Here is a 16,760-nt window from a genome sequence, read left to right as displayed (position 1 = left end):
GATCATGGACTTGACTCAGGTTTCCTCATCTCCTTCGCGTGGTAACGCGTCGGCCAAGAACGCGGCAGCCAGTCCGGCGCAGCACCCGGCGCTGCTCGACGAACGCTCGTTTCTGAAGCGCCTTGGCGCTTTCGACTGGCTGTTCGCCCTGGCGATGGTCGCGGGTGCGGGTTTCGCGCTGTGGCGCTATCACCCGTACATGAATTACTACGACAAGCTGATCCTGGTTTGCGCGGTGCCGGTGTTCGTGACGCTCGGCTGGCGCTGGAAGCCGGCGCGTCTCCTGATCGCCGGTATCGCGGTGCTGTCGCTGTTCGCGATCCAGACGTATCAGGGCGACCTGGCGCGCGCCGATAGCGCGTTCTTCCTCAAATATTTCCTGTCGAGCCAATCCGCGATCCTGTGGATGAGTGCGTTGTTCGTGCTGGCCACGCTGTTTTACTGGATCGGCCTGGTGTCGCGTTCGCCCACGGGCGCCGCGATTGGCTCGAAAATGACGTGGGCTGCGGTGCTGATGGGCTTCGTCGGCCTGATGGTGCGCTGGTACGAGTCATACCTGATCGGCTCCGACGTCGGGCATATCCCCATCTCGAACCTATATGAAGTGTTCGTGCTGTTCAGCCTGATTACCGCGCTTTTCTACCTGTATTACGAGCAGCACTACAACACCCGCGCGCTCGGCGCGTTCGTGTTGCTGGTGATCAGCGCCGCGGTTGGCTTCCTGATGTGGTACTCGATTTCCCGCGATGCGCAGCAGATCCAGCCGCTCGTGCCGGCGTTGCAAAGCTGGTGGATGAAAATCCACGTGCCGGCGAACTTCATCGGCTACGGCAGTTTCGCCTTGTCGGCGATGGTCGGCGTCGCGTATCTGGTCAAGGAAAACGGTATGCTGGCGGACCGCCTGCCGCCGCTCGACGTGCTCGACGACCTGATGTACAAGTCGATCGCGGTCGGTTTTGCGTTCTTCACCATTGCCACGATCCTCGGTGCGCTTTGGGCTGCGCAGGCTTGGGGCGGTTACTGGAGCTGGGACCCGAAGGAGACCTGGGCGCTGATCGTCTGGCTGAACTACGCAGCGTGGCTGCACATGCGGCTCATGAAGGGCCTGCGTGGCGCCGTCGCGGCGTGGTGGGCGCTCACGGGCCTGCTGGTCACGACGTTCGCGTTCCTCGGCGTCAACATGTTCCTCTCCGGGCTGCATAGCTACGGCAAGCTGTAAGATCTGCGTTTCTGAACCGACAAAGAACCGCCGAGTGCTTCGCACCGGCGGTTTTTTCTTTGTGCATGGAATTTTGGTGCATCCAGAGTGTTCGCCAGAACAGTACCTATGGATGAGTAGTCGAACCATCATCAACACAGCCCGCCGGGCCAGCAGGAGCAGCACCATGTGGATAAAGCGAAGCGACAGGATTGCACTGCAGGGCGACGATATTGCTCCGAGTGAAATCACGCCGAAACGCGTGTACGAGAGCCAGCGCGAGAACCGTCGACGCGTCCTGCGGGCGGCCGGTGCGGCGGCGATGGGCAGTTTGCTCGGCGTGAGCGGCGAGGCGCTCGCCGTGTACTCGTCGCCGGATGCGAAAGGACCTAAGCTGGCGGCGAAGACCAATCCGAAATTTGTCGCGACGGATAAGGTCACGCCTTACAAGGACATTACCACCTACAACAACTTCTACGAGTTCGGAACCGACAAGAGCGACCCCGCGCAGAATGCCGGCACATTGCGCCCGCATCCGTGGCGGGTGAGCGTTGAAGGCGAAGTGAAGAATGCCAAGGTGTTTGACATTGACGATCTCCTGAAGATGGCGCCGCTCGAGGAGCGGGTATACCGGCATCGTTGCGTGGAGGGCTGGTCGATGGTGATGCCGTGGATCGGATTTCCGCTTGCGGAACTCATCAAGCGAGCCCAGCCGAACGGCAATGCCAAATACGTGCAGTTCATCACGCTTGCTGATCCGTCGCAAATGCCCGGCCTGTCCACGCCAATTCTGGACTGGCCGTACTCGGAAGGCTTGCGGATGGACGAAGCGATGAACCCGCTGACCTTGCTGACGGTGGGTCTGTACGGCGAAGTGCTGCCCAATCAGAACGGTGCGCCGCTGCGGATCATCGTGCCGTGGAAATACGGCTTCAAGAGCGGCAAGTCGCTCGTGAAGATCCGCTTCGTCGACAAGCAGCCGGCCACGAGCTGGAATACCTACGCGCCGAACGAATACGGCTTCTACTCGAACGTGAATCCGAATGTCGATCATCCGCGCTGGAGCCAGGCCACCGAGCGGCGGATTGGCGAAGATGGGTTCTTCACGCCGAAGAGAAAGACGCTGATGTTCAACGGCTACGGCGATCAGGTCGCATCGCTGTATCAGGGCATGGACCTGAAGAAGAACTTCTAGGCGGGAATTGCGATGGCCTCCTCTGAAACACCAACCGTGTCTGAACCCGCTTCGCGTCGGCAGCCACCCGCTGCAAAGCGCTCCGCCGCAGCGGGCGGCCGCTGGGTGGTGCCGGCGAAGATCGCTGTATTCGTCGCGGCGTGGTATCCGCTCGCGCGAATCGTGTTCTTCGGCTTGACCGACCGGCTCGGGGCCAACCCGATCGAGTTCATCACCCGGTCAACCGGTCTGTGGACGCTGGTGTTCCTGTGCATCACGCTCGCCGTGACGCCGCTGCGCCGCTTGACGGGAGTGGCTGCAGTGCTGCGTTTCCGGCGCATGCTGGGTCTGTACACGTTCTTCTACGCCACGCTGCATTTCACGACCTATGTGTGGTTCGACAAATGGTTCGACGTGGCGGCGATCCTGAAGGATATCGGCAAGCGGCCCTTCATCATGGTCGGCTTCGCGGCGTTTCTTCTGCTCCTCGCGCTGGCTGTGACCTCGCCGCGCGCGATGGTGAGAAAGCTTGGCCGCCGCTGGCAGACGCTGCACCGCGCGATCTATGCGATCGGAGTACTCGCGATCCTGCATTTCTGGTGGATGAAATCCGGCAAGCACGATTTGCTGTTGCCGAAGATTTACGGCGCGGTAATGGTTGCGTTACTGGGCTGGCGGCTGCTTGTGTGGTTGCGCGCGCGTGGGGCGACGTCGGCTGGGAAGGGGTGACGATGTTTCGCTGAAGGTGCTCGTAGTCTCAGGCAGCGTTCAATAAAAAAAGGCGATGCCGCAGTGGCATCGCCTTCTTGCTTTCAGCTTGTGGAGCGTCTGCCTTCGCGTTTAATCCGGCAGGACGGTTTCGCCGGAAAACAGCTGCTTGACCTCTTCGCGCACGCGGACCACATACGCTTTCTCGCCGTCGACCATGACTTCGGCCGCCCGCGGACGCGTGTTGTAGTTCGAGCTCATCACGAAGCCGTACGCACCGGCCGAACGCAAGGCGAGCAGATCGCCCGGCTCGATTGCGAGCAGGCGCTCGCGGCCCAGCCAGTCGCCGCTTTCGCAAACTGGGCCGACCACGTCATACACATGCGCCGGGGAGTCGCGCTTCACCACCGGTTCGATGCCGTGGTACGCCTCGTACATTGCCGGGCGCGCGAGATCGTTCATCGCGGCGTCGACGATGGCAAAGTTCTTTTCCGCACCGGGCTTCAGAAACTCGACGCGCGTGAGCAACACACCGGCATTGCCGACCAGCGAGCGCCCCGGCTCGAAATACACTTCACGATGCCCATGACCGCGTGCTTCGATGTGATCGAGTACCGTACGCACGAACTCGCCGATATCCGGCGGCGTTTCGTCGTCGTAGGTGATGCCAAGACCGCCGCCCACGTCGATGTGACGGATCGATAAACCGTCCGCTTCGATCTGTCCGACCAGCTCCAGCAATTTGTCCACTGCGTCCAGATACGGCGCGATTTCGGTAATCTGCGAGCCGATATGGCAGTCGATCCCCACCACCTCGAGGTGCGTCATCGCTGCAGCCGCGCGATAGGTGGCGCGCGCCTCGTCGAACGCCACACCGAACTTGTTCGACTTCAGTCCGGTGGAAATATACGGATGCGTTTTTGCATCGACGTCGGGATTCACGCGCAGCGAGACGGGGGCTGTCTTTCCCACCGAAGCGGCAACTGCATTCAGGCGGTCGAGCTCCGGAATCGACTCGACGTTGAAGCATTTGACACCCGCCTCGAGCGCTTCGCGCATTTCGTCAGCGCTCTTGCCGACGCCCGAAAACACCACGTTTTCCGCTTTGCCACCGGCGGCAAGCACGCGTGCGAGTTCGCCGCCCGAGACGATATCGAAGCTCGCGCCAAGTCTTGCAAACACGTTCAACACGGCGAGATTGCTATTTGCCTTGACGGCGACGTGCACGGTGGCGCGGCGGCCCGCACATGCGCCGGCGTAGGCCCGCCATGCGTCGGTCAACGCCGCGCGCGAATAGACGTACAGCGGCGTGCCGAACTGCTCGGCAAGGGAAACGGCGGAAACGCCTTCGGTGTGCAATACACCGTCGACGTAGGCAAATGCGGATCGAGTCATGCGAAAGTCTTATTGAACGGGAGTGCTATCGGAGGCCGGCAGTTGCGGTGCCGACGCAGCCGAATCGGGTACGGTGCGCAGTTCGGTTTCCGGCGACAGCGTGAGCGGTGTGCCCGTTGTGTCGGGTACGGTACCGGAGGCTGCCTGCGAATCGGGTTTCACTGCGTCAGTGGACGGCACCTGGGTTTCGTCAACGGGTTTGGCGGGTAGCGGTGGCACGGTCGGCAAGTAAAGCGGTCCGCGTTGTCCGCAGCCGCCAAGAGCGCAACCTGCGACAATGACCAAAACGGCTACAATCGCGCCGGGCGTCGTCGCGCCGCGCGCCGTTGTGCCTGGCTGACTTACGCCGGGCGCCGCAGCGCGGGGCTGCCTTACACCGGGCACCATTGAGCGCATCCGGGAAACGACTCGCATGACTGTCCCTGAAAAAATGATCGTTGGAGTTTAGCATGTCCGATAGCGAATACCTGACCCGTGCCGAGGCCGCGCTTGCAGCCATTGAACGCACACTCGACGATACCGAAGCCGATATCGAATTCGAGCGCAGCGGCAACGTTTTGACGCTCGAATTCGAGAATGGCACGAAGATCATCGTGAACCTGCAGCCGCCGATGCAAGAAATCTGGATCGCCGCGAAGTCGGGCGGTTTTCATTTCCGTTATGCCGACGGCGCATGGCGCGACACCCGCAACGGCACTGAGTTTTTCGCCGCGCTGTCTGACTACGCGACACAACAGGCCGGCGAGCCGGTTCGGTTCGAAGCGTAAGCGAGGTGCTTTGGCGGGCGTCTTGCTTTAAGCGTCGACGCCGCGCGGAGTACTGAGCATCAAGCGTACGCCGGCGAACCCGGCTGCAACTCCGGGTTAGTGTCCGCGGAACAGGTTCATGATGTTCTGCTTTTCCTCATCACCCACCTGTTGCGGGGTCGCTGCCTCCGCCGCGCCGGACACCGCATCGCTCGAATTCGCGTCCAGATCGGCCTGGCTCACGCCGACGGTCGCCACGAAACCATTGCCTGGCGTGAAGTTGTCGAAATACGGCTCGTCGCCTAGCATGACGATGCCGCCAGGCATCGGCATCCTGTATTCCGGCACGCCCTTCAGTGCCTTGGCCATGTACTCGATCCAGACCGGTAACGCGAGGCCGCCGCCCGTCTCCTTGTCGCCGAGGCTGCGCGGATTGTCGTAGCCGATCCATGCGATCGCGGTAAGCGTGTGCTGATACCCGGCGAACCACGCATCGCGCGAGTCGTTGGTCGTCCCGGTTTTGCCGGCGAGATCGGTGCGTTTGAGGACATTGCTCTTTGCCCCGGTGCCGCGTTGAGCGACGCTTTGCAGCAGGCCGTTCATCACATAAGCATTGCGCACGTCGATTGCGTGCGGCGCGCTCTGCCCTGCGACGAGCGGCCTGGCTTGCGCAACGATGGAGCCACGCTGGTCAGTCACTTCCGCGATCAGATACGGGTTGATCCGATAGCCGCCATTGGCGAACACCGAAAAACCTCCGGCCATCTGCAGCGGCGTGACGAGCCCGGCACCGAGCGCCATAGGCAGATAGGCAGGATGACGGTCCGCATCGAAGCCGAAACGCGTGATGTACTGCTGCGCGTATTTGGGGCCGATCTGGTTGAGGATGCGGATCGACACGAGGTTCTTCGATTTCTGCAGCGCCGTGCGCATCGTCATTGGACCGTCGAAGCCACCGCCATAGTTCTTGGGTTCCCACGCTTGGCCGCCGGTTTCCGCGGCAGTGAAGAACAGCGGCGCGTCGTTGATGACCGTGGCCGGCCCCAAGCCTTTTTCGAGCGAAGCCGAATAGATAAACGGCTTGAAACTCGAGCCCGGTTGCCGCCACGCCTGTGTGACGTGGTTGAACTTGTTCTTGTTGAAGTCGAAGCCGCCCACCAGCGCGCGGATCGCGCCGTCCTGCGGCACCACGGACACGAAAGCCCCTTCCACCTGCGGCAACTGCGTGATCGACCAGCTACCGTCATCACCCTTGACTATCCGGATGATGGCGCCGGGACGGATACGCTGATTCGCTTGCGCGCGCGGCCCGAGTGCGAGCGACGCGAAGCGCAGGCCATCGCCCTGCAGCGTCGCGACATTGCCGTCGGCGAGCGTCGCCTCGACCTGCTTCGGACTTGCGGAGGTGACCACCGCCGCGACGAACTCGCCGTCGTCCAGATGTTCGAGCAGCGCGTCGTCGATGGCCTGTTGGCGCTCGTCCTCGTCAGTCGGCAGATCGATGAACGCTTCGGGACCGCGATAGCCATGACGTCGTTCGTAGTCCATCAGACCTTTGCGCAACGCGTGGTAGGCCACATCCTGGTCGGCGGAGTCGATCGTGGTCACGACATTCAGCCCGCGGGTGTAGGCCTCTTCATGGTATTGGGCGTACATCATCTGACGCACCATCTCCGCCACATATTCCGCGTGCACGCTGAATTCCTTGACCGCGCTCTTGACGGCGAGCGGTTGCCTGCTCGCCTCGTCGTACTGCTCCTGCGTGATGTAGCGCAACTCCAGCATGCGCTGCAGGATGTACTCCTGACGAATTCTGGCGCGCTTCGGATTGACGACCGGGTTATAGGCCGAAGGGGCCTTGGGCAGACCCGCGAGCATCGCCGCTTCGGCGAGCGTGAGGTCCTTCATGTCCTTGCCGAAATACACCCTTGCTGCGCTGGCGAAGCCATACGCGTGCTGACCGAGATAGATCTGATTCATATACACCTCGAGAATCTGATCTTTCGTCAGCTTCGACTCGATCTTGTACGCGAGCAACATCTCGTAGATCTTGCGCGTGTAGGTCTTTTCGCTTGAGAGAAAGAAGTTGCGGGCCACCTGCATGGTGATCGTGCTGGCGCCTTGCGTAGCGTGGCCGTTGGTGAGCGCGACGTAGCCGGCCCGCGCAATCCCCGTCAGGTCGACGCCGCCGTGATCGTAGAAGCGTGCGTCTTCAATGGCGAGCACCGCCTTCTTGAGATTCTCGGGGACATCCTGAATGTGCACGATATCGCGCCGCTCTTCGCCGAATTCGCCGATCAGCACATGGTCTGCCGTGTAGATGCGCAGCGGAACCTTCGGATGATAGTCGGTAAGCGCGTCGATTGAAGGCAGGTTCGGCGTAGCAACCACCAGCGCATAACCGGTCACGAGTCCGGCGCATGCGATGCCGGCGAATATCAGACCTACCAGCCCCAGGACGAGCTTCAGCCACAGCGGACGTTTGCGCTTCTGTCGAGCGGGTGGCGAGGGCGGCGGGGATGTAGGTGAAGACGATTGCATATGAATACCAAAAAACAGTCCCGCGATTATAGCCGCCTGGCTCGTCAGCTTTCGACATGCTTACATCGGACATGCCGCGCAGGGGATGACCTTACTGTAGACGCTTTGAGGTCGCCCAGGGAGCCATGAACCTCACGTTAGCCATTCGGCTGAATATCGCGCATCGCCGCCGCTGCGCACAATTGCCTCCGGTACTCGCGTTCGAATGTTTCGACGCGTGTGCCACGTATCTGGCATGTGTCTAAAGGGAGGCGGGATGACATTTAAAAGTTCGTTTCAGGTGAAGGTGCGGCGTTTTGCTGCTGGGATCGATGTGAGTCCGCAGGCGGTGAGGCTGGTGGTGTTGAGTCAGCGTTTGCCTGCGGACGGTCCGCTGCGTGTCGAATATCTCGCGGCCGTGCCGCTTCCTACGGGTGCGATGGCCGGTGTCGAGATCGTGGACCGGGGCGCCGTGACGCGTGCGCTGCGCGATGTATTCGCGGAGTTGCCGCGTGCCTGTGCGTCGCGCACGCTGCGCTGTGCGATGGCATTGCCTGCCTCGGCAACGCTGATGTCGAGTTTGCCGCTCGCGCGACTGAGCGTTGCTGGCGACGTCGAGGCAGCGGACGGACCTTCGCTCGCGGCGCTGGAGTTAGCCGTGTGGAGCGAAGCGGAGCGTATTGCGGGAATCGAGCGTCATGCGCTCGCGGTCGACTGGTTCATTGAACGCTCGCCGCATGGCGCCAGTGCGGTGACGATTGCGACCGCCGCCCGCCAGCATCTGGAGACGCGCATCGAGTGTGCCGCAGCGGCGGGTGTCACGCTGACGGCGATCGACGGCGAACCGCACGCGGCTTTGCGCGCACTGGTGCACGCGGCCGCTATGGAACTGGAGCAACACGAACCTTACGCGGCGATCTGGATCGGCGCAGAGGGTGTGTACGGGTGGCGCATTGTCGACGACGCGGTCGTCGGCGAGATGCACTATCCGTCGCCCGAGCACTCCGATCTGGCCGACGCGTTGCGCGATCTTGCGGGCGGCGTTGCCCTCGGCTACGTGTTCCTGGGCGGCGACGTGGAACTACTCGATGGCGTGGGTTTTTCCGAAGCAGATCTCGCCGACGTACTGGGCTGCACGGTGGTGCCGTTCGAATGCATTGCGTTGGGCGACTGCACGGGCCCGTTGCCTGCGAAGTTATTGCACGAGTCGAACTATGCGGTGGCATTCGGCCTCGCATTGCGCGGAGTGATGGAATGATGTGGATGAACTCGCGCATAGGGCCAGCCGGACATCCGGTGTGGATCGGCGGCTTCAATCTGCTGCCTTACCGGCAACGCGAGGCGCGCTGCGCGCGGCGACGCTGTCTGCTCGAATGGTTGGGCGCGGCGCTCGTCGGCTGTGCGGCCGTGCTGGCGGCGGGTGGCTGGCAGACGTTCGAACGCGCACGGCTGGAGGCACAACGTGCTTCCAGCGAGAACGAGCTGATCGGCCTTGCCGTGCCGCTTGCGGAGCACGCACGGCTCCAGCGCGACGCCGATGAGCGGAGCAAACGGGCTGCGCGTGCGGTAGCGCTATCCGGGCCATTAGTACGTCTACTTGATCTGCTCGATACGTTAAGCCATGTGTCTACAGATGACGTCGTACTGCAGCAGCTTCGACAACGTATGCACGAGACGGAGTTGCTTGCGATATCGAAGGCCCCTTTGGCGTCCACTGTCTGGCTCGAAGAGTTGGGCAGCGTGCGTGGCGTGAAGAGTTCCGAGGTCACCGACCTGCATCCTTTGCCCCGCACCGGACACGATACTGCGGCAGGTAACAGCAGCGCGGTCGAGTTTGCCGCGCGGTTGCGATGGGATGAGCCCGCCAAAAGCGCGGGGCATCCGGCAGCACCCGCGAACGGGGGATCGCATGAGGTCGATCAGAAGCGAGGTGCGCGATGAGTACGTTGTTTGCAGATCGCACCGGTGTTTTGAAGCAGACTACGCAAGCCACGAACTGGATCAATCAGATCCGTTTGCCGCTTGAAGCGTGGAGCGCGCGTCGACGCCATGTGGCGGGGGCTCTCATCGCGGCGACGGTGTTTGGTGCCGGCGCAAATGCGTGGATGGCGGCCGATCTGGCTGGTGTTCAGGCAAGCCGTACGGCCCTGTCCGAAGCACAACAGCGTGTCGCCCAGGCAAAACGGTCGGTTGCCCAGTTGCCTGAGCAACACCGAAGCGCCGCGCTTGCTTCGCTCGGAAAATCGCCGGAGCCGTCCACGCCTGCTGACGACGTGCGCCTGATCTCGCTGCTCGCAGCCCGCTGTGGCGTCACGTTGCTTACGTTGGCGCCGGTCGCAGGCAACGGCGCGGGCCTCGACGCGGTGCGACCCATGCAACTCACCGCCCAGACGGATTTCCTGCATTTGATGATGTTCCTGCGCGGCCTGTCGGACCTGCCGGTGCTAGTGGTACCCGAGGATCTCACCGTGAAACGCAGTGCTGGGGCATTGCTCGTCAGCGCCACGCTGCATGTGTTCAATGCGTTGAGCCCCGCGTCCGCTAGTCCCGCGATTCTGGTCGATGACGACCTGGAGGCGGACGACGAGGACGTGGTCTTCGACGATCCGTTCTCGTCCCCGCCGCAACTGGATGGGGACCTGGCGCAAGCGGGCCTGCTGCGCCTTGCCGGTCTGCTGCGCGACCGGACGCGCGGTCTCGCGCTGCTCGAAACAACGGACGGCGCTGCGACCGTCGGGCAGGGTCAGTTCGTCGGTGGCGACCGGGTCACAGGCATGGACGCGCTCAGCATCACGCTGACGAATCGCCTCGGCACGCGCACGCTGGCACTGGCGGAGGCTTCATGAGGACGGGGATGAAGAGAGTCAGGCTGGCGCTCGGCAGCGCCTTCCTGTGTGTCGGTGCGGCGCACGCATCGTTGCCACCGTTGCCGCCAATGATGCCGTCGGACGACACGGTTGAACCGTACGACACACCGCCGTTGCCGCGCAATCTGGCGGTTGACGTGCCGAATCCGTTCCTGCGCCAGGATGCGGCGGACGAGGAGCCAATGGCTGACCGACCGGTTGGTGTACTTGATCGGGAAAGCGCTGCCGGGGACGAGGTCGACGGTCCACCGCGCGACGGTGCACCGCTCGACGACGCGCAACTCGAGGGCAAACCACTCCCAGCCTCACGCAGTGCGGCGCCGCGCGCGGAAACATCGGCTCACGCGCTCGAAGGTCCACCCGTGCCGCTTGCCCCGACGCAGCGCCTCGGCGACTCGTCGACCGCGGCGGCGTACGACGGTTTGTCGCCCGATAAGCCGATCTCGCTGAACTTCCAGCGTGCCGAACTGGGCGCGGTACTGAATGCATTCGCGCAGTTCACCGGCCTGAACATCGTCGCCAGCGACCGGGTTCGAGGCACGGTGTCGTTGCGGCTCGACAAGGTGCCGTGGCGCACTGCGTTCGACACCTTGCTCGATGTCAATGGTCTGGCAATGGAGCGTCACGGCAACGTGATCTGGGTCGCGCCACTTGCCGATCTCGCGGCGCGCGAGCGGCAACGCTTCGAGGCGCACGCGCGGCTGGCCGATCTGGAGCCGCTCGCCAGCCGTACGTTCGAACTGCATTACGCCCATGCCGAAGACGTGCGGCGCCTGTTGACCGGCTCGGGCACCCAGAGGGTGTTGTCAAAGCGTGGCGCGGCGATGGCGGATGCGCGCACCAACCTGCTGTTCGTGACCGATCTGGAGGCACGTCTCGCGCAGATTGCCGAACTGCTGGCGTCGATCGACCGGCCGTCACGTCAGGTGCTGATCGAAGCGCGGATTGTCGAAGGGGATCAGGGCTTTTCGCGCAACCTGGGCGTCAAACTTTCACTTGCGGCGGCAGCGGCTGCTGACGGTGGCGCGGCGCGTGGGCTCAGCGGGGGCACGGACGGCGGCGGTACGGTCTACGATCTGTCGGCAGGTCCGCTGTCCGGTTTTGACGCCGCCACCGTGGGCCTCACGTTATTTGCTGCACAGGCCACGCGGCTCCTCAACGTCCAGTTGAGCGCGCTGGAAGCCGAAGGACAGGGGGAAACGGTGTCCAGCCCGCGGGTCGTGACCGCCGACCGCATGAAGGCGATCGTCGAGCAGGGCACCGAACTGCCTTATCAGGCCAAGGTTGGTCAAGGTGTCTCCGGCGTGCAGTTTCGCCGCGCGAGCCTGAAACTGGAGGTCGAGCCGCAGATCACGCCGGACGGACGAGTCGTGCTGGACCTCGATATCGCCAAGGACGGCGTCGGCGAGCAGACCGCCGCGGGGCCTGCCATCAACACCAAACACGTGCGCACGCGGGTCGAGGTGGAAGACGGCGGCACGGTGTCGATTGGCGGCATCTATGCCACGGATGACCGGGATGATGTGACGCGCGTGCCACTCCTGGGCAAAATACCCCTTTTGGGCGCTTTATTTCGTCATCGGGCACACCGTGACCAGCGCAGCGAGCTGGTCGTTTTCATCACGCCGCGCGTTGTGCAGACGAATTGAGTGCCTGCCGCAACCGCGGCCCGCAGGCTCGACAAGGCAGTCGCTTTGCCAGTAAGCTGCGGCACGAACCATACCGGATTAGCCAGAGGACACCGTTGCAAGCGCGGGACGCACACGCCAATGTATTTTTTGTAGGGCTCATGGGGGCAGGCAAGACCACCGTGGGCCGCGCTGTGGCGCGCCGGCTGGATCGTCCGTTCTTCGATTCCGACCACGAGATCGTGGCGCGCACCGGCGCGCGCATTCCCGTCATCTTCGAACTCGAAGGCGAAGCGGGTTTTCGCGACCGCGAAGCGCAGGTCATCAGCGACTTCACCAGTCAGCGGGATATCGTGCTGGCCACCGGCGGCGGAGCCATCTTGCGGCCGGAAAACCGTCAGGCGCTGCAAAATAACGGCCTTGTCGTCTATTTGCGCGCCAATCCGCACGATCTTTGGCTGCGCACGCGGCGCGACAAGAATCGGCCGCTGCTGCAGACCGAAGACCCCAAAGCGCGTCTGGAAGAACTGTTCGCGGTGCGCGACCCGCTTTATCGCGAGTGCGCACATTTCGTCATCGAAACCGGCCGGCCGTCGGTCAACGGCCTCGTTAACATGGTCCTGATGCAGCTCGAGATGGCCGGCATCGCCAAACCTCCTGCGTCATAATGCAAGCATGATTACCGTCAATGTCGAACTGGGCGACCGCGCCTATCCCATTCATATCGGCGCCGACCTGATCGGCCAGACCGCGCTGTTTGCGCCGCATATCGCCGGTTCGTCCGTCACCATCGTCACCAACACCACCGTCGATCCGCTTTACGGCGACGCGCTGCGGCAGGCACTGGCGCCGCTCGGCAAGCAGGTGTCCACGGTCGTGCTGCCGGACGGCGAGGTCTACAAGAACTGGGAAACGCTCAATCTGATCTTCGACGCGCTGCTCGGCGCGCGGGCCGACCGCAAGACCACGCTGATTGCGCTGGGCGGCGGGGTGATCGGTGACATGACGGGTTTTGCAGCCGCCTGCTATATGCGCGGCGTGCCCTTCATCCAGGTGCCGACCACCTTGCTGTCGCAGGTCGATTCCTCGGTGGGTGGCAAGACCGGGATCAACCATCCGCTCGGCAAGAACATGATCGGCGCGTTCTATCAGCCGCAAGCGGTGATCGCCGATATCGGTGCGTTGCGTACGCTGCCGGCGCGCGAACTGGCTGCAGGCATCGCCGAAGTCATCAAGACGGGCGCCATCGCGGACGCGGCGTTCTTCGAATGGATCGAAGCGAATATCGACGCCTTGAACCGCTGTGAGCCGCAGGCGCTGGCTGAAGCGGTCAAGCGTTCGTGCGAGATCAAGGCATCGGTGGTGGCGAAAGATGAGCGCGAAGGCGGTTTGCGCGCAATCCTCAACTTCGGCCACACGTTCGGCCATGCAATCGAAGCCGGACTCGGCTACGGCGAATGGCTACATGGCGAGGCCGTAGGCTGTGGAATGGTCATGGCAGCGGATCTGTCGGTGCGCCTTGGACATCTCGACGAAGCCGCGCGCAAGCGCCTGGTCGACGTGATCACCGCCGCGCATCTGCCCATCCGCGCGCCGGCACTCGGTGAATCGCGCTATGTCGACCTGATGCGGGTCGACAAGAAAGCCGAGGCAGGCGAGATCAAGTTCATCCTGCTGAAGCGTTTCGGTGAGACGCTGATCGGCCCCGCGCCCGATTCCGCCGTGCATGCCACGCTAGCGGCCGCCGTCTGAACGTGGCGATGCGGCCCGGGTATCGTCCACGATTCGGAGAAGCCGGTGAGTGACACGCATCGCGAAACCTTGACGGAATCAACCGGGGCTGCGCCTGCAGGCGCAGCCCCGGCACACGCCGCTGTTATGCCGCCCCTCGCTGCGCTGGAAGCGCATCTGGCGCCGTACGCGGCGCATGCGTCGCAATCGCGCGGCCGCCGCTACACCGAAGCGCCGCCTAGCGCGCGAACCGAATTCCAGCGCGACCGCGATCGTATCGTGCACTCAACCGCGTTCCGCCGCCTCGAATACAAGACGCAGGTGTTTGTGAACCACGAGGGCGATCTGTTTCGCACCCGTCTCACGCATAGTCTGGAAGTGGCGCAGATCGCGCGTTCGGTGGCTCGCAACCTGCGCGTAAATGAAGATCTGGTGGAAGCCATTTCCCTCGCTCACGATCTCGGCCACACGCCGTTCGGCCACGCCGGCCAGGACGCGCTCAACGAGTGCATGCGCGAGCATGGCGGCTTCGAGCACAATCTGCAGAGCCTCGCCGTGGTCGACGATCTCGAAGAGCACTACGGAGCCTTTAACGGCCTCAATCTATGCTTTGAAACGCGCGAGGGCATCCTCAAGCACTGCTCACGAGAAAATGCGCGGCGTCTTGGCGCTTTAGGCGAGCGCTTCCTCGAAGGCCGGCAGCCTTCCATCGAGGCGCAGATTGCGAACGTCGCAGATGAGATCGCGTACAACAACCACGATGTCGACGATGGCTTGCGTTCAGGGCTGATCACCGTCGGGCAACTGGCCGAGGTCGAGTTGTGGCAGACGCACTATGAGGCGGCGCTGCGGGACTATCCGCAGATCGAGGGACGCAGGCTGATCCACGAAACCGTGCGGCGGATCATCAATACGCTGATCGTCGACCTCATCGAAACCACTACCGGCAACCTGAACCGGCATGCTCCGGCTTCGCTTGACGCCGTGCGTGCCGCTCCGCCGCTCGTCGCGCATAGTGAAACGGTGGCCGCGCAGGCGACTGTACTCAAGCGCTTTCTGTTCAAGAACCTGTATCGGCACTATCGCGTCATGCGCATGGCAAATAAGGCGCGCCGCGTAGTGATCGGTCTGTTCGACGCGTTCACCGACGATCCGCGGCTGCTGCCGCCGTCCTATCAATCGCCGGATCCGGCGATCCAGCCTCGCCTGGTTGCCCACTACATCGCGGGCATGACCGACCGGTACGCGCTCAAGGAATATCAGCGGCTGTTCGTCATCGCGGATAATTAGGGCGCTCGAGCGTCGCACTCGCCGGCGCCTCTATCAGGAGAGGCGCGGCGGGCGATCAACCGTGCGTTGAGCGAGTCCCTTAGCGCGACCGCGCAACCAGCGCGCCGGCAATCAGGGCAATGCCGCCCACGATCGCAATGGTTTGCCACGGGTTCTCGTGGACGTAGTCGTCGGCATCCGAAATTGCAGTTTCGGCGCGTTGGCGCACGGCATCGCGGGTTTCGTTCAGGCGCTCGCGCGCAACGTCCAGACGCTTGCGCAACTGGGCGCGCAGCGCCACCGCATCGGCTTGAGTGCCGTCAGCCAGCGTATCTTCGAGTTCCGACATCAGTGAGCGCAGTTCAGTAGCGATGTCTTCAGCCGCATGGCGGCTGTGGCGCGCGATCCGGCGCGCGCGGCGGCTCGTCGTCGTCCAGGATTCGCCAAGGGCGTCTCGCGTATTCGGTAGTGCAGTCATGGTCGCTCCGTCGTTGGTTGGTCAAAGAGGTCCCGCATAAACCGCGCGGGAAACTCCATGCCACGCAACTTCGGTGCCATACGCCTGACGCTGTCCAACCCACCTGATCCGCGCTTTGCGACTGCACAATTTGCAGCGCAGACGTACCCACGCTGGTCAAACTTACAAAATAACGTGTACCGACGTCATGCGAAGGGGCCGTTGTGCGCCATACAAATGAAAATGCCGCCATGAATGCATGGCGGCATTGTTCAAGCCCCGAAAACTCGTCTAACCTTAGGCTTGGTGTCAGAAGCGATAACCTATGCTGATGTAACTGACGATCGGGTTCAGCTTGATTTTTGTCTGCGACTGGACATTGAGCGTGCCGACCGGCGTGGCGGCCGCAGTGTTCAGCTTCGCAGTGGTGCTGAGCGGCAGATATGAGAGCGAGAAACCGGCAAACCAATGCTGGTCGATTGCGAAGGTGAAGCCCCCATTAAACACCGGCTCCCACGAACTATCCGTGGATACGGTGGTCGGACCATGCAACACCTGCTGTTCGAAGACGCTGTTGGTGATTTCCGCGTCGGTGAACGAAACGTGGGTGACGCCCACGCCAAGATACGGACGGAAGCGCGCTTGTGCGTCTCTGAAGTAGTACTTGAACAGCAGAGTCGGGCTCCACTGTTTGGCATCACCGAGCTTGCCGTATGACGAGAAGGCACCCGAGCCATCCAGATTGAATTTCGGCGGGACGCCAATCACGAATTCGGTCGCGATGTGGTCGGTGACGAAGTAGCCAGCGGTAAAGCCAAGGGTGTCGGCGCTATCGAGGCTGGCTCCTGTATTAGGTAGTGTGACATTGACGGGTGAGCCGCCAACGCTTGTCTCCTTCAACGGTTGGCTAGAGGACTGAGGTGCAAGATGCAACCAGCCTGTCGTGACGTAAAAGGTTCCGGCCGATTGAGCGTGGGCTGCCGTCATGCAGGCAAGCGCCGCGATCCCCGTCATGGCCTGTTTTAATTTCATATGTGTGCTCCTCCAGAAAAGGCCCGCTCATTATG

General features: G+C 62.6%; 16 protein-coding genes and 1 pseudogene. 11 read left to right on the top strand and 6 right to left on the bottom strand.

Annotated features, from left to right (window positions below):
- Positions 1 to 4 precede the first annotated feature (4 nt).
- The 3 genes from ccsB to msrQ all read left to right on the top strand — a co-directional run bounded on the left by ccsB (position 5) and on the right by msrQ (position 3,101).
- Positions 5 to 1,219, top strand: coding sequence for a c-type cytochrome biogenesis protein CcsB (gene ccsB, locus P3T20_RS35640; protein WP_074262686.1), 1,215 nt, complete (start codon positions 5 to 7; stop codon positions 1,217 to 1,219).
- Between the two features lie 166 nt (positions 1,220 to 1,385).
- Positions 1,386 to 2,393, top strand: coding sequence for a protein-methionine-sulfoxide reductase catalytic subunit MsrP (gene msrP / locus P3T20_RS35635; protein ID WP_074262685.1), 1,008 nt, complete (start codon positions 1,386 to 1,388; stop codon positions 2,391 to 2,393).
- 12 nt (positions 2,394 to 2,405) lie between these two features.
- Complete coding sequence (gene msrQ, locus P3T20_RS35630; protein WP_429289381.1) at positions 2,406 to 3,101, top strand: protein-methionine-sulfoxide reductase heme-binding subunit MsrQ; 696 nt, start codon at positions 2,406 to 2,408, stop codon at positions 3,099 to 3,101.
- A 111-nt stretch (positions 3,102 to 3,212) separates the two neighbouring features.
- Here the strand turns inward: msrQ and lysA are convergent, their stop codons facing one another.
- The 3 genes and pseudogenes from lysA to lptM all read right to left on the bottom strand — a co-directional run.
- Entirely contained in the window at positions 3,213 to 4,475 is a 1,263-nt protein-coding gene (gene lysA, locus P3T20_RS35625) for a diaminopimelate decarboxylase (RefSeq protein ID WP_429289380.1), read from the bottom strand.
- Positions 4,476 to 4,484: 9 nt separating this feature from the next.
- A complete protein-coding gene (locus tag P3T20_RS35620; RefSeq protein ID WP_429289390.1) occupies positions 4,485 to 4,703 on the bottom strand; it encodes a hypothetical protein in 219 nt (72 codons plus the stop codon).
- Positions 4,704 to 4,862, bottom strand: a pseudogene (lptM, locus tag P3T20_RS35615) (LPS translocon maturation chaperone LptM); the annotation flags it as partial. It lies immediately after the preceding gene.
- A 62-nt stretch (positions 4,863 to 4,924) separates the two neighbouring features.
- Between lptM and cyaY the strand changes: the two are divergent.
- Positions 4,925 to 5,242 (top strand): iron donor protein CyaY, encoded by a 318-nt coding sequence (gene cyaY / locus P3T20_RS35610; RefSeq protein WP_074262682.1) that lies wholly within the window; start codon positions 4,925 to 4,927, stop codon positions 5,240 to 5,242.
- Between the two features lie 96 nt (positions 5,243 to 5,338).
- Here the strand turns inward: cyaY and P3T20_RS35605 are convergent, their stop codons facing one another.
- Positions 5,339 to 7,762, bottom strand: a complete 2,424-nt coding sequence (locus P3T20_RS35605) for a penicillin-binding protein 1A (protein WP_429289379.1) — start codon at positions 7,760 to 7,762, stop codon at positions 5,339 to 5,341.
- A gap of 256 nt (positions 7,763 to 8,018) precedes the next feature.
- Between P3T20_RS35605 and pilM the strand changes: the two genes are divergently transcribed.
- From pilM to P3T20_RS35570, 7 genes are all read left to right on the top strand, one after another.
- Complete coding sequence (pilM, locus tag P3T20_RS35600; protein ID WP_429289378.1) at positions 8,019 to 8,999, top strand: type IV pilus biogenesis protein PilM; 981 nt, start codon at positions 8,019 to 8,021, stop codon at positions 8,997 to 8,999.
- Positions 9,000 to 9,004: 5 nt separating this feature from the next.
- Entirely contained in the window at positions 9,005 to 9,682 is a 678-nt protein-coding gene (locus P3T20_RS35595; protein WP_429289377.1) for a fimbrial assembly protein, read from the top strand.
- Complete coding sequence (locus tag P3T20_RS35590; protein ID WP_429289376.1) at positions 9,679 to 10,587, top strand: hypothetical protein; 909 nt, start codon at positions 9,679 to 9,681, stop codon at positions 10,585 to 10,587. The genes P3T20_RS35595 and P3T20_RS35590 overlap by 4 nt, the downstream gene beginning before the upstream one ends.
- 8 nt (positions 10,588 to 10,595) lie before the next feature.
- Positions 10,596 to 12,257 (top strand): type IV pilus secretin PilQ, encoded by a 1,662-nt coding sequence (locus tag P3T20_RS35585; protein ID WP_429289375.1) that lies wholly within the window; start codon positions 10,596 to 10,598, stop codon positions 12,255 to 12,257.
- A 95-nt stretch (positions 12,258 to 12,352) separates the two neighbouring features.
- On the top strand, positions 12,353 to 12,904 hold the full coding sequence (locus tag P3T20_RS35580) for a shikimate kinase (RefSeq protein ID WP_074262676.1): 552 nt from the start codon (positions 12,353 to 12,355) through the stop codon (positions 12,902 to 12,904).
- Between the two features lie 7 nt (positions 12,905 to 12,911).
- Positions 12,912 to 13,988, top strand: coding sequence for a 3-dehydroquinate synthase (gene aroB, locus P3T20_RS35575; protein WP_074262675.1), 1,077 nt, complete (start codon positions 12,912 to 12,914; stop codon positions 13,986 to 13,988).
- 126 nt (positions 13,989 to 14,114) lie between these two features.
- Positions 14,115 to 15,257: a deoxyguanosinetriphosphate triphosphohydrolase gene (locus P3T20_RS35570; RefSeq protein WP_254368883.1), complete on the top strand. Its 1,143-nt coding sequence runs from the start codon at positions 14,115 to 14,117 to the stop codon at positions 15,255 to 15,257.
- A gap of 79 nt (positions 15,258 to 15,336) precedes the next feature.
- Here P3T20_RS35570 and P3T20_RS35565 read toward each other — a convergent pair whose 3' ends face one another.
- Together P3T20_RS35565 and P3T20_RS35560 are read right to left on the bottom strand one after the other, a co-directional pair.
- Positions 15,337 to 15,714: a DUF883 family protein gene (locus P3T20_RS35565; protein WP_074262673.1), complete on the bottom strand. Its 378-nt coding sequence runs from the start codon at positions 15,712 to 15,714 to the stop codon at positions 15,337 to 15,339.
- Between the two features lie 288 nt (positions 15,715 to 16,002).
- On the bottom strand, positions 16,003 to 16,725 hold the full coding sequence (locus P3T20_RS35560) for an OmpW/AlkL family protein (protein WP_074262672.1): 723 nt from the start codon (positions 16,723 to 16,725) through the stop codon (positions 16,003 to 16,005).
- Positions 16,726 to 16,760: the final 35 nt, after the last annotated feature.

The sequence above is a fragment of the Paraburkholderia sp. GAS206C genome, assembly GCF_050435645.1.
GTDB lineage: Bacteria > Pseudomonadota > Gammaproteobacteria > Burkholderiales > Burkholderiaceae > Paraburkholderia > Paraburkholderia phenazinium_B.
This window is presented reverse-complemented; position numbering and strand designations above follow the sequence as displayed.